This is a genomic window from Nonomuraea sp. NPDC001831 (assembly GCF_042892035.1).
Lineage (GTDB): Bacteria > Actinomycetota > Actinomycetes > Streptosporangiales > Streptosporangiaceae > Nonomuraea.
The window spans coordinates 195,536-211,782 of record NZ_JBIATU010000006.1 but is presented as its reverse complement, the minus strand read 5'-3'; the positions used below and the strand labels follow the sequence as shown (position 1 = coordinate 211,782).

The window sequence follows — 16,247 nt, the reverse complement described above, 5'->3', positions numbered from 1 at the left end:
TCTGGGAAGGGGCAGGGTGTTCCTGTCGTAGGGCAAAACGTCCGCGGGGGCGTGCGGGGCTCCCCTAGAGTCTCCGCATGCTCCCCGTAGCCCTGCCCGACACGGTGCGTGACGCGCTGCTCGCCCCGCTCGTCGACCACCACTGTCACGGGGTTCGCCGGGACGACCTGACCCGGGCCCAGTTCGAGCCGCTGATCAACGCCGGCGGCGCCCCGGCCCCGCCCGGCACCACGCATTTCGACTCGCCGTTCGGCATGAGCCTGCGCCGCTGGTGCGCCCCGCTGCTCGGCCTGGAGCCGCACGCGCCCCCGGCCGTCTACCTCGCCCGGCGGGCCGAGCTGGGCGCCGGCGAGGTCAACCGGCGCCTGCTGGCCGGGGCCGGGGTGGTGGCGTTCCTGGTCGACACCGGCGACGAGGACATCGACCTGCTGTCGGCGGCCGAGATGGGCCGCCACGGCGGAGCCGCCGCCGACGAGATCGTCCGGATCGAGCAGATCGAGCAGGACGTCGCCGAGTCGGCGCAGCTCGCCGTCGACTACCTCGACGGCCTGGCCGACGAGCTGTCGGCCAGGGCCGCCAGGGCGGTCGGGCTCAAGACGGTCATCGCGAGCCGCTGCGGGCTCGACTTCGACCCGGCCAGGCCGAGCACCGGCTCGGTCATCGCCGGCGCCAACCGCCGCCTGGCCGACCCCAAACGGCCGCTGACCGACCCGGTGCTGCTGCGCCACCTGCTGTGGAGCGCGATCGACGTGGCCCGCGAGCGGGGGCTGCCGGTCCAGTTCCAGGCCGGGTTCGGCGGGCGCGGCCCCGACCTGCACCGTACGGACCCGGCCAGGCTCAGCGCCCTCATGGACGCGTTGCAGCCCCTCGGCGTGCCGGTCATCCTGCTCCACTGCTACCCCTACCACCGCACCGCCGCCTACCTGGCGGGCGTCTACCCGCACGTCTACGTCGACGTCGGCCCGGCCCTGCCGCACGCCGCCGCCTCGGCCCGCGTCATGGACGAGCTGCTGGAGCTGGCGCCGTTCCACAAGCAGCTGTTCAGCTCCGGGTGCCGCGGCGTGGCCGAGACCGGCTACCTCGGCGCCCTGTACCACCGGCAGGCGCTGGGCGCGGCCCTGCTGGCCAGGCTGGAGGCGGGGGAGTGGAGCCCGGCCGACGCGGCCAGGATCGCCCACATGATCGGCTCGGGCAACGCCCGCCGGGTGTACCGCCTCTGACGCCCGCGCGCCCGCCGGTGCCCGCCCGCGCGCCCGCCGGTGCCCGCCCGCGCGCCCGCCCGCCCGCGCGTCGCCGGTGGCGGCGGTGCGCGTTGTCTCCGTAACGGAATGCCATTAATTCACGACATTTCCATCACTAATCGGAAATTTACATTTCCGGTAATCAAATTGTGATTTGTCTGTTTGTCAATATTGCTGTGATGATCGTGGACGCCAGCCCCCCTACGCCACACCTGGAGGTGTCGTGTCCTGGCGTCCCTTCGTCCTCACGGCCGCAGCCCTGTCGCTCGCGCTGGCCGTTCCCGGTGTCGCGGCGGCCGACGACCCGCCGCAGCCGCAGGTGGAGTCCCGGGCCGGCACCCGGGCCCCCGCCGAGGTGAGCGGGCTGGCCGAGCCCGCCGCCGCGGCGGACCCCGTCGCCGCTGCCAAGGCGCACCTGGCCGACCCGCGCTACCACCTCGACCCCGCCGACCTGGTGCCGCTGCGCACGGTCGTGAACGGCCAGGACGAGACCGTCAGGTTCGCCCAGCGGTACCGGAACCTGCCCGTCTTCGGCGCACAGTACCTGGTGCGCTTCCGCAGGGACGGCGCCGGCCGCGAGGTGACCGGCGCCGGCGGCCGCTTCCTCACCGAGCTCGACGTGAACACCACGCCCACGGTCACCCCCGCCCTGGCGGCCCGGCTGGCCCGCGCCCGGCTCGTCCGGGACGACCAGGTCCGCGCCAGGGTCAAGGCCACGCCCGGCGAGCTCGTCGTGCTGCCGCGCGGCAAGGGCGTGCTGGCCTGGCACGTCACCCTGACCGGCGCCGACGCGGCCAGGAAGCGGCCCGTCCTGCTGGACGCCTACGTGGACGCCCACTCCGGCCGCCCGCTGTTCGCCCTGGACCGGCTGCGCATGGAGGGCCCGGCGACCGGCAGCGGGCAGACCGCGCACGGCAGGACCGTCCCGCTCAACGTCTACCAGCGGGCCGACGGCGCGTACGAGCTGCGCGACCGCGCCCGCCCGATGTGGAACGGCACCACCGGCGAGATCCTCACCTACGACGCCGCCGGCGCCGACGTGCAGCAGTTCCTCGAGCCCGGCGTGCCGGCGGGCACCGAGCTCGCCAAGTCGCCCACGCCCGCCTTCGGCCCCGAGCACACCGAGAGCGGAGCCGTGGACGCCCAGTGGGGCGCGGGCAAGGTCTACGAGTACTACAAGGGGCTCGGCCGCGACGGGCTCGACGGCAAGGGCGGCACGATGTACTCGGTCGTCAACGTCACCTACTTCGGCAGCCCGTTCGAGAACGCCTTCTGGGACGGCACCAAGATGGTCTACGGCGGCGGCGGCGCCGACCTGCACTCCTTCGCCGCCAGCCTCGACGTCGTCGGCCACGAGATGACCCACGGCGTCATCACCCACAGCGCCGACCTGGTCTACCAGGGCCAGTCGGGCGCGATGAACGAGGGCCTGGCCGACTACTTCGGCAACGCCATCCAGACCGGCGCGCTCGGCATCCCGATGAGCGACCCCGACGCCAGCCTGCTCGGCGAGGACCTGTGCAAGAGCCTGCCGCCCGCCCAATGCGCCACCCGCGACCTCGACGACGACCGCGACGCCGCCGAGGACTACCTCGGCGTCACCACCGCGATCGACGCGGGCGGCGTGCACCTCAACTCCACGATCTTCTCCGGCGCCCTGTGGGACGTCAGGGAGAAGCTCGGCGCCGGGTTCGACAAGATCGTCTACAAGGCGCTGACGGAGTACATGACCCCGCTCGACGACTTCGCCGACGGCCGCCGCGCCGTCGAGTCGGCCGCCCGCGCCGCCCGGCTGCCGGCGCGCGACCGGCTGGCGATCGCGCTGGCCTTCGAGCGGCACGGCATCAGGCCCGGCTGGGAGCGGCTGATCCGCACCGACAGCCGCGTCGTCCTGGACGGCCTCACCGACTCCCTCGACCCGCCCGCCCTGGCCGGTGACCGGTACGCCGTCACCGACAGCACCCCCGACGCGAACGGCCCCACCGTCATCAAAACCGGACGCGTGAGCGGCGGCCCCGCGACCACCGTGTCCGACGACGGCCGCTGGGACTGGACGCCCGCCACCGACGGCAGGCGTGCGGCGTGGGTCGCCCTCGACGCCGCGTCGGGCCGCTTCCAGGTCCGCTCCCGGCCGCTCGACGCCTCGGCGCCCTCCACCGTCCTGCACGAGACCACGGGCTACGTCTACGCCGTCGCGGTCTCGGGCGACGCCGTGGCCTGGTCCGGCGAGGACCCCGCGACCGGCGAGGTCGAGCTGTGGCTCAAGCGCGGGAACGCCGCCCCGGTCAACCTCACCGCCGACAAGGGCGTGGCCGGGTACATGCCGTCGGTCACCGGCGGCCGGCTCGTCTACGTGCGGGTGAGCTTCGGCTCCGGCGGCGGTCACAGCACGCCCGTCGTGCACGACCTGGCGACCGGCAAGGAGGTCGTGGTGCCCGAGGTGCCGCCGGCCGGCGCGATCCCGTCGCTGTCGATCCGCCCGGCGCTGACCGCCGGGCACGTCGTCTGGCTCTACGACGCCGACCGCGACGGCCGGATGGGCGTCATGCGGGCCGCCCTGGACGGCACCGGCCAGACCCCCGTCGTGCCGGACGGGCCGCAGGCGCCGTACGCCACGTGGCTCGACGCGAGCGAGTCGCGGGTGACCGTCGGCGTGCAGCCGGACGGGACCACGCTGGAGAACGCGAACCTGACGAAGATCTACCAGGTTCCGGTCACCGGCGGCGCCCTTGAGCGCTACTCCTGCAACCGCGGGGAGCAGGCGCTGTTCGCCGCCGGCGCGGCGGGCCGCGTCCTGTGGCTGGACGGGACCGCCGGCGACACCGACCTGGTGACCCGCGACCGGCCCGCGCACCGCTGCTGACCTGGCAAGGGCCCCGGCCCGGCGCCCGCCGTTCCTCCGGAGGGGGACGGCGGGCGCCGAGTCGCGCGCAGCCCCGGGAGCTGGTTTGCTTGAGCCCGTCACAAACCACAGAACCCGAGCGGGGGGCTCCCTTATGCGCAGTGTCGAACCCGAGGTCTTCATCGTCGCCCGTCCTGAGCTTGACTACGACGAGCTCGGCCGTTACCTCGCCGAGGTCGGCGGCGAGAGCTGGCTGGAGCGGCTCGACCGCGGCGACCTCGACGCCCAGAACCTCGCCGAGTTCGCCGGCCGCCTCTGCTACCGCTCCTTCGAGCCGGGCCTCAACCCCAACGTGGTGCGCATCAGGGAGAACCAGGACGACTACCTGCGCAACATCCTGGCCAGCGCGCACGGCTCGGTCCTCGAACACGTCAGCTTCAGCTTCGTGCTGCACAACGTCAGCCGCGTCCTGACGCACGAGCTGGTGCGCCACCGGCCCGGCGTGGCCATCTCCCAGGAGTCGCTGCGCTTCGTCCGGCTCGACGAGCTGCCGTTCTGGTTCCCCGAGTGGGCCCAGCAGGACCCTGAGCTGATGAAGCGGGCCACGGCCGTGCTGGAGCAGCTGGAGCAGTTCCAGCTCTGGATGGCCGGGCACTTCGGGCTCGACGAGGAGGGCGTGCCGTTCTCGGAGAAGAAGCACCGCACGTCGTTCATGCGCCGCTTCGCCCCCGAGGGCCTGGCCACCGGCCTCGTCTGGACGGCCAACGTGCGCACGCTGCGGCACACGATCGAGGCCCGCACCGCCGTCGGCGCGGAGGAGGAGATCCGCCTGCTGTTCCAGCGCATCGGCGAGCTCATGCGCAAGGAGGCGCCCGCCCTGTTCGGCGACTACGTCGTCGAGGACGGGGCCTGGGTGCCGGGCTGGCGCAAGGTCTGAGGCGTCAGGCGAGCGCGGGCAGCACGTAGACCTCGGCGCCCGGCGGCAGGGCGCAGTCCAGGCCGCCGAGCCCGCGGGCGTTCTCCCCGCACACGATCATGCTGATGTGCCGGCGGATGCGGCCGTAGTCGTCGCGCAGCCGCTCCTCCAGCAGCGGATGGGTGCGCCGCAGCATGTCGAGCGCCGAGCCGAGCGTGGGCGGGGAGTCGCGGTCGGCGCCGACCGCGAACACCTTCACCTCGGTGCGCCCGCTCACCCACCGCCGCAGCGAGCTGGGCAGCACGAACACGACCATCGTCACGGGCTTGGTGAATGACCTGGCCATCGGTCAGAGCACCGCCGCGCGCACGCTCAGCACGTCGGGCAGGTGGCGGGCGACCTGCGACCAGCTCTCGCCGTCGTCGCGCGAGCAGTGGACCTCGCCGTCGCGGGTGCCGAAGAACAGCCCGGCGGGGGAGGCGGTCATCGCGTCGCGCAGCACGGTGGCGTGCACCGGCCCCTCGGGCAGGCCCTCGCCCAGCTCCTGCCAGGTGGCGCCGGCGTCCTGGCTGCGGCAGACCCGGTAGCGGTGGCCGACCGGGGTGCGGTCGACGTCGGCCGTCAGCGGCAGCACGAAGATCGTGTCGGGGCGGGTGGGGTGGACCACGATGGGGAAGCCGAAGTCGGAGGGCAGCGCGGAGCCGATGTCGTGCCAGCTGCCGCCGAAGTCGTCGCTGCGGTAGACGCCGAAGTGGTGCTGCAGGTAGAGCCGGTCGGGCCGGGCGGGGTCGAGGCAGACCTTGTGCACGCACTGCCCGAACTCGGGGTACTGCTGTCCTTCCGGCAGGAAGGGCGCCCGGATGCCCTGGTTGGCGGCCTCCCACGACATGCCGCCGTCGCGGGTGCGGTAGAAGCCGGCCGCCGAGATCGCGATGCCCATGACCTCGGGGTCGGTGGGATGGGGGACGATCGTGTGCAGGCACAGCCCGCCGCCGCCCGGCTGCCATCGCGGCCGGTGGGGATGGTCCCACAGGCCCTCGACCAGCCGGTAGCTGACGCCGTTGTCCTCCGAGCGGAACAGCGCGGCCGGCTCCACGCCGGCCCACACCACGCCCGGCTCCGACGGCGAGGGCGTGAGCTGCCACACCCGGGTCAGCGTCGCGTCGGTCTTGTCGGGGAAGGCGATGGGCGGCTGGGGGGCCTCGTCCCAGGTCTCGCCGAGATCATCGGAGTACATCACGGACGGACCGAAATGGCCGTACTCGATACCGGCCAGCAACCGGGGTGTGCCTCCCCGGGTGTCGATGGCCACCGAGGGCACCGCGACCGTGGAGAACCGGATCGGCTCGATCTCGAACGGGCCGCCGCCCGCCGAACGGGCGAGGAACAGGCCCTTGCGGGTGCCGATCGCGAGGACTGCGTCACTCATAGCATCGCTCCCATGTTCGCTTGCCGCCATCGTGCCACGCGCGCGGCGGCGGTGCCGAGGACTGGGAGATTTGCCGCACGCCTGCCCCCCGGCCGCCCCCGGACGGCCGGAGCGGCACGGGCATTACCCGACAGGTAATCGTGATACTTCCCTCTAACCGCTAAATTTCCTGACATGGGAGCAGTAGCGATACAAGAAGAGACTTTTGGTGATTTGTTGCGTTCGTGGCGGCAGCGGCGCCGGGTGAGCCAGCTCGACCTGGCCATCGAGGCCGACGTCTCCTCCCGGCACGTCAGCTTCCTGGAGACCGGCCGCGCCCGGCCCAGCCGCGAGATGGTGATGCGGCTGGCCGAGGAGCTGGACGTGCCGCTGCGCCACCGCAACCGGCTGCTGGTCGCCGCCGGGTTCGCGCCGGTCTTCCCCGAGCGTGAGGTGCGCGCCCCGGAGATGGCCGTCGTCCGCCAGGCGCTGGACAAGATCCTGGCCGGGCACGAGCCGTACCCGGCGCTGGTCGTGGACGCGGCGTGGAACCTCGTGGCGGCCAACTCGGCGGCCGCCATGTTCATGGCCGGCGTGCCCGCCGAGCTGCTGGCCGAGCCGGTCAACGTGATGCGGCTGTCGCTGCACCCCGACGCGATGGGCGGCAGGCTGCTGAACCTGGCCGAGGTCCGCGCCTACCTGCTGCACCAGCTCCGCAGGCAGGCCGAGGCGTCGGCGGACGGCCGCCTGGCCGAGCTGCACGACGAGCTGGCCGCCTACACCTACCCCGGCGTCAACCTCAACGTGGCCCACGTGCCGGGACCGGGCGACATCCTGCTGCCGCTGCGCATCGCCGACGGCGACCGCGTCTTGTCGATGTTCACCACCATCGCCACCTTCGGCACGCCGATGGACGTGACCGTCTCGGAGCTGGCCATCGAGACGTTCTGGCCGGCCGACGAGGAGACCGCCGCCGCCTTCCGCCGCGACCCGGCGGCCTCCTGACGCCCCCCGGGAGGGCGTTCTAGCGTTCCCCCGGGACGACGTCGCGGTGGATGCGCGACAGCGGCACGCCGTCGGCCCGCAGCCGGCGCACGGTGCCGTCCACCATGCCGCCCGGGCCGCAGACGTAGACGTCGTGCTCGCACCAGGAGTGGAAACGCCCGGTCACCTCGGGCAGGTGGCCGCGCATCCCGGCGTAGGACGGGTCGCCCGAGACCACCGGCAGCACCTGCAGCCACGGGAAGGACGCCTGCATCGCCAGCAGGTCGGGCAGGTCGTACAGCTCGTCGGCGGTGCGCGCGCCGTGCAGCAGGTGGATCCGCGGCCGGCGGCCCGAGGCGATGACGTGCTCGACGATCGCCTTCAGCGGGGCCAGCCCGGTGCCGCCGGCCACGCACAGCAGGTCGCGGGCGCTGTGCTCGCGCGGCGTCATCGTGCCCATCGGCGGCCCGAGCATGACCGTGTCGCCGATCCTGGTGTGCCTGGTCAGCGCCGTGGACACCCAGCCGCCCGGCACCGAGCGCACGTGCAGCGTGACCGTCTCGTCCGGGCGCGGCGCGTTGGCGATGGAGAACGTGCGCCACACCCGCGGCCAGCGCGCGGTCTGGACGGTGACGTACTGGCCCGCCGTGTACGGCAGCCGCTGCGCGGGCCGCAGCGTGATCACCGCGATGTCGGGACGGCGCAGCTCGTGGTCGACGACCTCGGCCGGCCACCAGGCCGGCGTGACGCCCGCCTGCGACTCGGCCGACTCGATCATCAGGTTCGCCGCCGCCGTGTACGCCGACACCCACGCCGCCTCGATCTCGTCGTTCCACACCTCGGCGGCGAAACGCCGGATCGTGGCCAGCAGGGCGGTGCCGACGGCCGTGTAGTGCTCGGCGAGCACCCCGTACTTGCGATGGTCCCTGCCGAGCTGGCCGAGGTAGGCGGCCAGGCCGTCCGGGCTGTCCAGGCTCCACACGATCCGGGTCAGCGCGCCGAACAGCCGGTCGCGCTGGACGTCCATCGCGGGCGGGAACATCCCCCGCAGGTGCGGGCTCGCGGCGAACAGCCGCCCGTAGAAGTACGCGGTCGCCTTGTCGGCCACGGGCTCGACGAGTGAGAAGCTCTCCTTCACCAGTCGCGGATTCAACGACATGCACTCAACCCCACCCCATTGGACCGGAAATTCGATTCCGGCCGCGTCGGCCACCTCCTGACGGCTCCGGGTCGTGAACGCGCTGCGTGCCCCGGCACATCCGGCGCGCTCGGAAATGAGTCTTACACCACCTCTGATGCGTCACAACCGATTCACCCCAATTGCGATATGGGCTTTTCCGGCGGAGAAAACGAATAAAAGTGATTTTCGTCTTTCGGTTTCCGGTGTTTCCCGCCGGCCGGCGGAGGCGTAGCATCCCGCCATGACAGCCCGCCACCCCCAGACGGGTGGCCCGGAAAGGCGCGCACACCTTCGTGCCGGCCGCCAGCACGGCCATCACCACGGCCATCACCACGGCGACCCGCCCGGCCGCCGGCTCGGGATCTCGAACCAGTGCCGGCCCGGCGCAGGCCCGGCTGACCGCCGGGACGGCCTCCCGCCTGCCCTGACCCGCCCCTGGAGATCCGCATGTCCCGACCGCTCATCGGCATCACCGCCTACCTGGAGGCCGCCCGCTGGGGCGACTGGGTGCGCGAGGCCGTGCTGTCACCGCCGTCCTACGCCAAGGCGATCGAGCGGGCCGGCGGCGCGCCGGTGCTGCTGCCGCCGCTGGACCCCCACCTCGCCGGCGACCACGTCGGCGGCCTGTCCGGCGTCCTGCTGGCCGGCGGCGCCGGCCTCGGAGCCGCGGCCTACGGCGGCGAGCACGACGAGCGCGAGCCCGAGCCGCAGCCCCACCGCGACCGGTACGAGCTGGCCCTGGCCGGGGCCGCCGTCCGGGCCGGCCTGCCGATCCTGGCGATCGCCCGCGGCCTGCACGTCCTCAACGTCGCCCGGGGCGGCACGCTGATCCCGTGGCTGCCCGAGGTGCTCGGCCACGAGCGGCACGGCGCGCCGGGCGCGGTCCACGACATCCAGGTGAGCGTGTCGAGCAGGCTCGGCAAGGCCGTCGGCGACCACGTCGAGGCGGTCGCGCCGCACCACCAGTCCGTGCGCCGCCTGGGCAGCGGCCTGCTCGCGGTGGCCTGGGCCGACGACCAGATCGTCGAGGGCGTCGAGCTCCAGGGCCACCGGTTCTGCGTCGGCGTCCAGTGGCATCCCGAACGCGGCGGGGACAATCGGCTCTTCGATGCGTTCGTCGAGGCGGCCCGCTAGGCTGCGCTCATGCCGCTGCACCCCCAGGCGCGGGACTACGTCGCCCTCTACCCGTCGGACCTCAACACCGACCTGGCCACGCTCGACCTGGCCACGATCCAGGAGATGCGCGCGCACGACGGCTTCGCGGCCCAGCGGGGGCCGCTGACCAAACTCCCGTTCGTCCGCGACGAGCTGGCCGGCGACGTGCCGATCCGCATCTACCGCGCCGACCCCGGCGACGGCCTGCTGCCCGTCGTGGTCTACTTCCACGGCGGCGGCTGGGTCTTCGGCAGCGTCAGGCGCAACGACGCGCTCGGCCGCGACCTGGCCCTGCGCACCGGCGCCGTGGTCGTCTCGGCCGACTACCGGCTGGCCCCGGAACACCCCTTCCCGGCCGCCGCCGACGACGCCTGGACCGTCGTGCGCGACGTCTTCGCCAGGCCCGCCTTCTACCAGAGCAACGGCAGCGTGGCCGTCGTCGGCGACAGCGCGGGCGGCAACCTGGCCGCCGTCGCCGCCTGGCGGGCCGCCGGGTCCGGCATCCGGCTGGCCCACCAGGCGCTGGTCTGCCCGGTGCTCGACACGGCCATGGACACCCCCAGCTACCGCGCCTACGCCAAGGGCTTCGGCCTCGACGCCGCCGAGATGGCCTGGTTCGCCGAGCGCTACGCGGCCGGCGCCGACCCCGCCGACCCGCTGCTGAGCCCGCTGCGCATCGCCGACCTGACCGGCCTGCCGCCGGCCACCGTCCTCACCGCCGAGTACGACGTGCTCCGGGACGAGGGCGAACACTACGCCCGCCGCCTGGCCGACGCCGGCGTGCCGGTGGAGGCGCGCAGGTTCGACGGCGCCGTCCACGGCTTCTTCGGCCTGCCCGGCCTGTTCGACCAGGCGGCCGAGGCCAGGCAGTACATCGCCGACCGCCTGCGGGAGCACCTGTGACCTACACCAAGCTCAAGCTCGACACCCCGGCCGAGGGCGTGCTGCGCGTCACGATCAGCGAGCCCGGCAGGCTCAACGCCGTCGACATGACCGGCCACCGCGAGCTGAGCGAGATCTGGCGCGAGGCCGACCGCGACGACACCGTCCGGTCGATCGTGGTCAGGGGCGAGGGCACGGCGTTCTCGGCCGGCGGCGACCTGTCGATGATCGAGGAGATGACCCGCGACCACGCCACCCGGATGCGCGTGTTCGCCGAGGCCCGCGACATCGTCTACAACGTGCTCAACTGCTCCAAGCCGATCGTCTCGGCCGTCCAGGGCCCGGCCGTGGGCGCCGGGCTCGCCGTGGCGCTGCTGGCCGACGTCTCGGTCGCCGGCCGCACCGCGCGCATCATCGACGGCCACACCCGGCTCGGCGTCGCCGCCGGCGACCACGCCGCGATCATCTGGCCGCTGCTGTGCGGCATGGCCAAGGCCAAGTACCACCTGCTGCTGTGCGAGCCCGTCACCGGCGAGCAGGCCGAGCGCATGGGCCTGGTCAGCCTGTGCGTCGACGACGACCAGGTGCACGACAAGGCCATGGAGATCGCGGTCCGGCTCGCCCAGGGCTCCCAGGAGGCGATCCGGCTGACCAAGTACTCGCTCAACAACTGGCTGCGCCTGGCCGGCCCGTCCTTCGACGCCTCGCTGGCGATGGAGTTCCTCGGCTTCACCGGCCCCGACGTGGTCGAGGGCGTGCGCGCGGTGCGCGAGAAGCGGCCGCCCGCCTTCGGCTGAGCCCGGCGCGTGTGCTTGTCCGGGCCCGGGGTAGGCGCACCTTCATGACGGACAACGATGTGGTCGACCTGCTGGTGCGCCAGCACGAGCAGATCAAGAGCCAGTTCACGGAGGTCGAGAACGCTGCCCCCGAGGACAAAGCAGCGGCTTTCCAGAAGCTGGTGCGCCTGCTGGCCGTCCACGAGACAGCAGAGGAGGAGATCGTCCACCCCTACGCGCGCCGCCACGTCGACGACGGTGACGACCTGGTGGACGAGCGCCTGGCCGAGGAGAACGCGGCCAAGGACATGCTCACCCAGATGGAGCGGGCGGGCGTCGACGACCCGCAGTTCGCGGCCAACCTGGCCACGCTGCGCAAGGCCGTCGTCGAGCACGCCGAGGCCGAGGAACGCGAGGAGTTCCCCAGGCTGAGGCAGGCCGCCGGCGAGAAGGAGCTGCACGCGATGGCGATCGGGGTCAAGGCCGCCGAGGCGATCGCGCCCACGCATCCGCACGCCGGCGTCGAGACCGCGCCGAAGAACCTGCTGGCGGGCCCGCCCGCCGCGATCATGGACAGGGCCCGCGACGTGATCCGCAAGGCGACGGGCAGGGCCTGAGGGCCGTCAGAAACTCCGGGGCAACCCGAGCACCTGTGTCGCGAGGTAGTTGAGCAGAAGCTCCTCCGTCACGGGTGCCACCCTTCCGATACGGGCGTCGGCCAGCAACCTGGCCACCGGGTACTCCAGCGAGTACGCCATGCCGCCGTGCGTCTGGAACGCGGCGTCGGCCGCCTCCCACGCGGCCTGGGAGGCGGTCAGCTTGGCGATGTTGGCCTCGGTGCCGCACGGCAGCCGCCGGTCGAAGGACCAGGCCGCCTTGTACAGCATCAGCCGGGCCAGCTCGATCTTGGCCTTGACCTGCGCCAGCGGGAACGCGATGGCCTGGTTGGCGCCGATCGGGCGGCCGAACACCTCGCGCTCCTTGGCGTAGCCGACCGCCACCCGCAGCGCTACCTCGGCGCCGCCCAGCGCGGAGGCGGCCAGCAGCACCCGCTCGGGGTTGAGGATGTCCCACAACACGGCCGCGCCGCCGTCCACCTCGCCGACCACGCTGGTGGCGGGCACCCGCAGGTCGTCGACGAACACCATGTTGGACGGCGTGGTGTTCGCGCCCATCTTGGGGATCGGCCGGAAGGACAGCTGCCCGGCGGCGACCGCCTCGGGCACGTTCACCAGGAACACGGTCAGCCCGTGGGTGCGCGGCCTGGCCTCGGCCGCCGGGACCGTCCTGGTCACCAGCAACATCCAGGTGGCGCGCTGCACGCCGGTGATCCAGATCTTCTGGCCGTTGAGCACGTAGTCGCCGCCGTCCCGGCGGGCCGAGGTGGTGATCGCCAGCGAGTTGGAGCCGGCGTCCGGCTCGGTCAGGGCGAAGCACGTCTCGACCTCGCCCGTGGCCAGCCGGGGCAGCAGCTCGGCCCGCTGCTCGGCGGTGCCGTGCCGGGCCAGGGTGAGCGCGCCGAAGCCGGGGGTGAGCACGTAGGTGAAGGCCGAGCCGCCCGCCGCGCCCGAGCTCGCCAGCGTCTCGGTGGCCACCGCCAGCTCCAGCAGCCCCTGCCCGCCCCCGCCGTATTCCTCCGGCACGGCCAGGCCCAGCCAGCCGCCCTTGGCCAGGTCGGCCCAGACCTCCTCCGGCCAGCGCTTGTCGCTCTCGCACCGCTGCCAGTAGTCGAGGTCGTAGCGGGCGCAGATCTCGGCGACGCCGCGCTGGACGGCCTGGGCGCTCTCGGGAAGGGTGAAATCCATCACGCCATCGTAGAATCTCGTTCTGTTCAGGGTCGAGGTCTGCGGGCGTGGAAGACGAAGGCCGGGGGCGTGTTGCGCCACACCGTACGTCCGGGCACGACCTCCTCGAACCGCTCGGCCAGCAGCGCCCGGAACCGCCGGGCCGAGCTCAGCGGGATGGCGTGGATGTAGGAGAAGGTGGTGAAGGCGGCGCCGGGGCTCATCACCGACGTCACCGCGTCCAGCAGCTCGTGCTGCAGCCCCGTGGGGAAGGCCGCCCACGGCAGGCCGCTCACCACGACGTCGGCGTGGCTCAGCCCGCGCCCGGCCAGCAGCTCGCCCAGGCGCGCGGCGTCCGCGTGGGCCACGTCCACGGCGGGGAAACGCGCCGCGAGCAGCCCCGCGAGCCGCTCGTTCACCTCGACGGCCAGGTGGTGGCCGCGCCCGGCCAGCCGCTGCTGGATCTCCGCCGTGAACGGGCCCGTGCCAGGACCGAGCTCCACCACGGTCGGCTCGCCACGCTCCGGCACCGGCGCGCAGACGGCCGCGGCCAGCCGGCGCGAACTCGGGGCGACGGCGCCGATCACGGCGGGGGCGCGCAGGAACTGGCCGAGGAACATTGCGGTGTCGTTGGACATGGCCCCGAACGTATCGGGAAGATCACCCTCTGCGCTCCCTCCTCTGGACGAACCTGCGGCCACTAGGAGGAGACGGGGTCCTCCGCACGGAGGATCAGCTATCGGGCGAGGGTGGATAGCGTGAGGCCATGCGTTGGCGTGGTGTGCCGCTCGATGTCCTGCTCGCGGCATCTGGCGTGGGGCTGGACCTGTTGACGACGGCCCACGCGGGCGACACCGCGTACCTGCCGGCGGCGATGAACATCCCCATGGCTTTCCTGGTGGGCCTGCCCATGGGGTTCGTACGGCGGCGGCCGCTGGCCGTCACCCTCTACCTGGCCGCCTTCCTCGTGCTCAGCGACCAGCTCGGCTCCTACACCTCCAACACCGCGCAGATCCTCATCTGCGTCGCGCTCGGCGTGGTCGGCTTCCGCGTCCCGTGGCGGCCCGCCCTGGCCGGCGTGGGCGCCACCGTCCTGGCCACGGCGGTCAACATCGCCGACCCCGGCATCGCGATGACCGGCAACACCTGGATGTACTCGGTGCTGCTGCCCGTCTTCCCCACCGTGCTCGGCGCCTACCTGCGCGGCTCGGCCGAGCGGCTGGAGGAACGCGACGTCACGCCCGACGCGCTGCTGGCCGCCGGCGGCGTGGCCATCACCGTGCTCAGCACCTGGACCTCCTGGCACAGCGGCGCCCTGCCCGTGTGGGTGATCGGCCTGCTGGCCGTGGTCGGCGGGCTGTCGCTCGGCGTCGCCCGGCGCCTGCCCGGCCTGGTCCTGCTGCTGCAGGCCGTGCTGCTGATCGCCGCCGACACCTACCTCAACGACGCCGTCAACACCTGCCTGATCCTCACGCTCATCGCGATCGGCGTGTTCTCCATGCGCGTGGCCTCCTGGGGCTGGACGGGGGCCGCGTACCTCACCGGCTGCCTGCTGGCCGCCATCGCCGTCGTCGGCGAGGGCACCGAGGTCACCCCGCTCCGCGTCGGCGTGCTGATGACGCTGGTCGCCACGCCCATCGCGATCGGCCGCTACCTCGGCATGCGGCAGGCCGCGGCCGCCGCCGAACGCCTGCGCGCCGAGGAGTCGGCCCGGCTGGCGGTCGCCCAGGTGCGCGCCGACCAGCTCGCCGAACGCGAACGCATCGCCCGCGACGTGCACGACATCGTGGCCCACCACGTCGGCGCCATGGTGCTGCGCGCCAGCGCCGCCCGCTACACCGCGCCCGACGGGCCGGTCGCCGACGCGCTGTCCGACATCCGCGAGACCGGCCACCAGGTGCTGCAGGACCTGCGTGACCTGCTCGACCTGCTGCGCGACCCCGACCGCGGCCCCGACCTGCTGGCCAACCCCGCCGACGTGGTCCGCGAGTCCGCCGAACGCATGGCCGCCGCCGGCCTCGTCGTCGATCTCGACCTCGACCCGGCCAGCGACCGCGCCCCGCTCATCGCCCGCGCCTCCGCCGCGCGCATCGTCCAGGAAGGTCTCACCAACGTGCTGAAACACGCCGGGCCCGGCACCCGGGTCCGCGTCACCGTCGCCCCCGCGCAGGAAGGGTTGTCCATCGAGATCCGCAACGGCCGCCCGCCCACCGCCATCGAGCGGCTGCCCTCCTCCGGCCGCGGCCTGGCCGGCATGCGCGAGCGGGTGCGCGCCCTCGGCGGCACCCTCAGCGCCGGCCCCGACGGCGACGGCGGCTGGCTGCTGCTGGCCAGCCTGCCCGCCAGGAACGCCGCGTGATCCGCGTGCTGGTCGCCGACGACCAGGCGCTGGTCCGCGCGGGCGTGCGCATGCTGCTGCAGGCCGCGGGGGACATGGAGGTCGTGGGCGAGGCCGAGGACGGCGCCGAGGCCGTCCGCCTGGCCGAACGCCACGTGCCCGACGTCATCCTCATGGACCTGCGCATGCCCCGCGTCGACGGCCTGGAGGCGACCAGGCGGGTGCTGGCGGCCCGCCCGGCGGCCCGCGTGGTCGTGCTCACCACCTTCGCCGAGGACGCCGACGTGCACGCCGCCCTGCGCGCCGGCGCCGTCGGCTTCCTGGTCAAGGACGACGAGCCGGAACGCATGGTCGACGCCGTGCGCAGGGCCGCCGCGGGGGAGCAGCTGCTGGCCCCCTCGGTGCTGCGCCGGGTCGTGGAACGGTTCCTGGCCGCCGAGGAGCAGGCCGCCGCGCCGCCGCCGTCCGGGCTGACCGAGCGGGAGCTGGAGGTGCTCGCCCTGGTCGGCACCGGCCTGTCCAACGCCGAGATCGCCGAGGAGCTGCACGTCGGCGTCACCACCGTCAAGACGCACATCGCCGCCGCCATGGACAAGCTCGGCCTGCGCAACCGCATCCAGGCCGCCGTGGTCGCCCACCGCACCGGTCTCGTGGACGCCGCCTTCCGGCCGGTCCGTCCGCCACGTGGGGGACCGGGGGGTCATCCCGCAGGCTGACGACCGTATGCGGCCGCCCTCGACA

16 protein-coding genes are annotated in these 16,247 nt (G+C 73.3%); 11 read left to right on the top strand and 5 right to left on the bottom strand.

Going from position 1 to position 16,247, the window contains the following annotated elements:
• The first annotated feature begins 77 nt into the window (after positions 1-77).
• From ACFYYW_RS21620 to thyX, 3 genes are all read left to right on the top strand, one after another.
• Complete coding sequence (locus ACFYYW_RS21620; RefSeq protein WP_387650845.1) at positions 78-1,220, top strand: amidohydrolase family protein; 1,143 nt, start codon at positions 78-80, stop codon at positions 1,218-1,220.
• 244 nt (positions 1,221-1,464) lie between these two features.
• Entirely contained in the window at positions 1,465-4,104 is a 2,640-nt protein-coding gene (locus tag ACFYYW_RS21615) for a M4 family metallopeptidase (protein ID WP_387650844.1), read from the top strand.
• Between the two features lie 133 nt (positions 4,105-4,237).
• The gene (thyX, locus tag ACFYYW_RS21610; RefSeq protein WP_352330108.1) at positions 4,238-5,020 is read left to right on the top strand and encodes an FAD-dependent thymidylate synthase; all 783 of its coding nucleotides are present in this window, start codon (positions 4,238-4,240) and stop codon (positions 5,018-5,020) included.
• 4 nt (positions 5,021-5,024) lie between these two features.
• Here the strand turns inward: thyX and ACFYYW_RS21605 are convergent, their stop codons facing one another.
• The gene (locus tag ACFYYW_RS21605; RefSeq protein WP_352330107.1) at positions 5,025-5,345 is read right to left on the bottom strand and encodes a hypothetical protein; all 321 of its coding nucleotides are present in this window, start codon (positions 5,343-5,345) and stop codon (positions 5,025-5,027) included.
• A gap of 3 nt (positions 5,346-5,348) precedes the next feature.
• Positions 5,349-6,428 carry a WD40/YVTN/BNR-like repeat-containing protein gene (locus ACFYYW_RS21600; protein WP_387650842.1) on the bottom strand — a complete coding sequence of 360 codons (1,080 nt, stop codon included), beginning with the start codon at positions 6,426-6,428 and terminating at the stop codon, positions 5,349-5,351.
• Between the two features lie 213 nt (positions 6,429-6,641).
• Between ACFYYW_RS21600 and ACFYYW_RS21595 the strand changes: the two genes are divergently transcribed.
• On the top strand, positions 6,642-7,412 hold the full coding sequence (locus ACFYYW_RS21595) for a helix-turn-helix transcriptional regulator (RefSeq protein ID WP_358009331.1): 771 nt from the start codon (positions 6,642-6,644) through the stop codon (positions 7,410-7,412).
• A 19-nt stretch (positions 7,413-7,431) separates the two neighbouring features.
• On the opposite strand, the gene ACFYYW_RS21590 is transcribed toward ACFYYW_RS21595, so the two are convergent.
• Positions 7,432-8,550, bottom strand: coding sequence for a globin domain-containing protein (locus ACFYYW_RS21590; protein ID WP_352330101.1), 1,119 nt, complete (start codon positions 8,548-8,550; stop codon positions 7,432-7,434).
• 287 nt (positions 8,551-8,837) lie between these two features.
• On the opposite strand from ACFYYW_RS21590, the gene ACFYYW_RS21585 reads away from it, so the two are divergent.
• The 5 genes from ACFYYW_RS21585 to ACFYYW_RS21565 are packed head-to-tail and all read left to right on the top strand — an operon-like array spanning position 8,838 to position 12,001.
• Positions 8,838-8,999: a hypothetical protein gene (locus ACFYYW_RS21585; protein ID WP_387650840.1), complete on the top strand. Its 162-nt coding sequence runs from the start codon at positions 8,838-8,840 to the stop codon at positions 8,997-8,999.
• Between the two features lie 19 nt (positions 9,000-9,018).
• On the top strand, positions 9,019-9,705 hold the full coding sequence (locus ACFYYW_RS21580; RefSeq protein WP_387650839.1) for a gamma-glutamyl-gamma-aminobutyrate hydrolase family protein: 687 nt from the start codon (positions 9,019-9,021) through the stop codon (positions 9,703-9,705).
• 9 nt (positions 9,706-9,714) lie between these two features.
• Positions 9,715-10,629, top strand: a complete 915-nt coding sequence (locus tag ACFYYW_RS21575) for an alpha/beta hydrolase (protein ID WP_387650837.1) — start codon at positions 9,715-9,717, stop codon at positions 10,627-10,629.
• Complete coding sequence (locus ACFYYW_RS21570; protein ID WP_364390411.1) at positions 10,626-11,405, top strand: enoyl-CoA hydratase/isomerase family protein; 780 nt, start codon at positions 10,626-10,628, stop codon at positions 11,403-11,405. The genes ACFYYW_RS21575 and ACFYYW_RS21570 overlap by 4 nt, the downstream gene beginning before the upstream one ends.
• Before the next feature lie 44 nt (positions 11,406-11,449).
• Positions 11,450-12,001: a hemerythrin domain-containing protein gene (locus ACFYYW_RS21565; RefSeq protein ID WP_352325628.1), complete on the top strand. Its 552-nt coding sequence runs from the start codon at positions 11,450-11,452 to the stop codon at positions 11,999-12,001.
• A 6-nt stretch (positions 12,002-12,007) separates the two neighbouring features.
• On the opposite strand, the gene ACFYYW_RS21560 is transcribed toward ACFYYW_RS21565, so the two are convergent.
• Together ACFYYW_RS21560 and ACFYYW_RS21555 are read right to left on the bottom strand one after the other, a co-directional pair.
• Complete coding sequence (locus ACFYYW_RS21560) at positions 12,008-13,189, bottom strand: acyl-CoA dehydrogenase family protein (protein WP_364420298.1); 1,182 nt, start codon at positions 13,187-13,189, stop codon at positions 12,008-12,010.
• Between the two features lie 26 nt (positions 13,190-13,215).
• Positions 13,216-13,806 carry a class I SAM-dependent methyltransferase gene (locus ACFYYW_RS21555; RefSeq protein ID WP_387650834.1) on the bottom strand — a complete coding sequence of 197 codons (591 nt, stop codon included), beginning with the start codon at positions 13,804-13,806 and terminating at the stop codon, positions 13,216-13,218.
• A 128-nt stretch (positions 13,807-13,934) separates the two neighbouring features.
• Between ACFYYW_RS21555 and ACFYYW_RS21550 the strand changes: the two genes are divergently transcribed.
• Positions 13,935-15,527, top strand: coding sequence for a sensor histidine kinase (locus ACFYYW_RS21550; RefSeq protein ID WP_387650833.1), 1,593 nt, complete (start codon positions 13,935-13,937; stop codon positions 15,525-15,527).
• The gene (locus tag ACFYYW_RS21545; protein ID WP_352325623.1) at positions 15,524-16,222 is read left to right on the top strand and encodes a response regulator transcription factor; all 699 of its coding nucleotides are present in this window, start codon (positions 15,524-15,526) and stop codon (positions 16,220-16,222) included. Before ACFYYW_RS21550 ends, ACFYYW_RS21545 begins: the two co-directional genes overlap by 4 nt.
• Positions 16,223-16,247: the final 25 nt, after the last annotated feature.

What these genes read in the sequence shown, in the direction of transcription:
- ACFYYW_RS21620 (WP_387650845.1), top strand. Translation starts at nt 78, where the DNA reads ATGCTCCCCGTAGCCCTGCCCGACACGGTGCGTGACGCGCTGCTCGCC.
- thyX (WP_352330108.1), top strand. Translation starts at nt 4,238, where the DNA reads ATGCGCAGTGTCGAACCCGAGGTCTTCATCGTCGCCCGTCCTGAGCTT.
- ACFYYW_RS21605 (WP_352330107.1), bottom strand. Translation starts at nt 5,345, where the DNA reads ATGGCCAGGTCATTCACCAAGCCCGTGACGATGGTCGTGTTCGTGCTG.
- ACFYYW_RS21600 (WP_387650842.1), bottom strand. Translation starts at nt 6,428, where the DNA reads ATGAGTGACGCAGTCCTCGCGATCGGCACCCGCAAGGGCCTGTTCCTC.
- ACFYYW_RS21590 (WP_352330101.1), bottom strand. Translation starts at nt 8,550, where the DNA reads ATGTCGTTGAATCCGCGACTGGTGAAGGAGAGCTTCTCACTCGTCGAG.
- ACFYYW_RS21580 (WP_387650839.1), top strand. Translation starts at nt 9,019, where the DNA reads ATGTCCCGACCGCTCATCGGCATCACCGCCTACCTGGAGGCCGCCCGC.
- ACFYYW_RS21575 (WP_387650837.1), top strand. Translation starts at nt 9,715, where the DNA reads ATGCCGCTGCACCCCCAGGCGCGGGACTACGTCGCCCTCTACCCGTCG.
- ACFYYW_RS21565 (WP_352325628.1), top strand. Translation starts at nt 11,450, where the DNA reads ATGACGGACAACGATGTGGTCGACCTGCTGGTGCGCCAGCACGAGCAG.
- ACFYYW_RS21560 (WP_364420298.1), bottom strand. Translation starts at nt 13,189, where the DNA reads ATGGATTTCACCCTTCCCGAGAGCGCCCAGGCCGTCCAGCGCGGCGTC.
- ACFYYW_RS21555 (WP_387650834.1), bottom strand. Translation starts at nt 13,806, where the DNA reads ATGTCCAACGACACCGCAATGTTCCTCGGCCAGTTCCTGCGCGCCCCC.
- ACFYYW_RS21550 (WP_387650833.1), top strand. Translation starts at nt 13,935, where the DNA reads ATGCGTTGGCGTGGTGTGCCGCTCGATGTCCTGCTCGCGGCATCTGGC.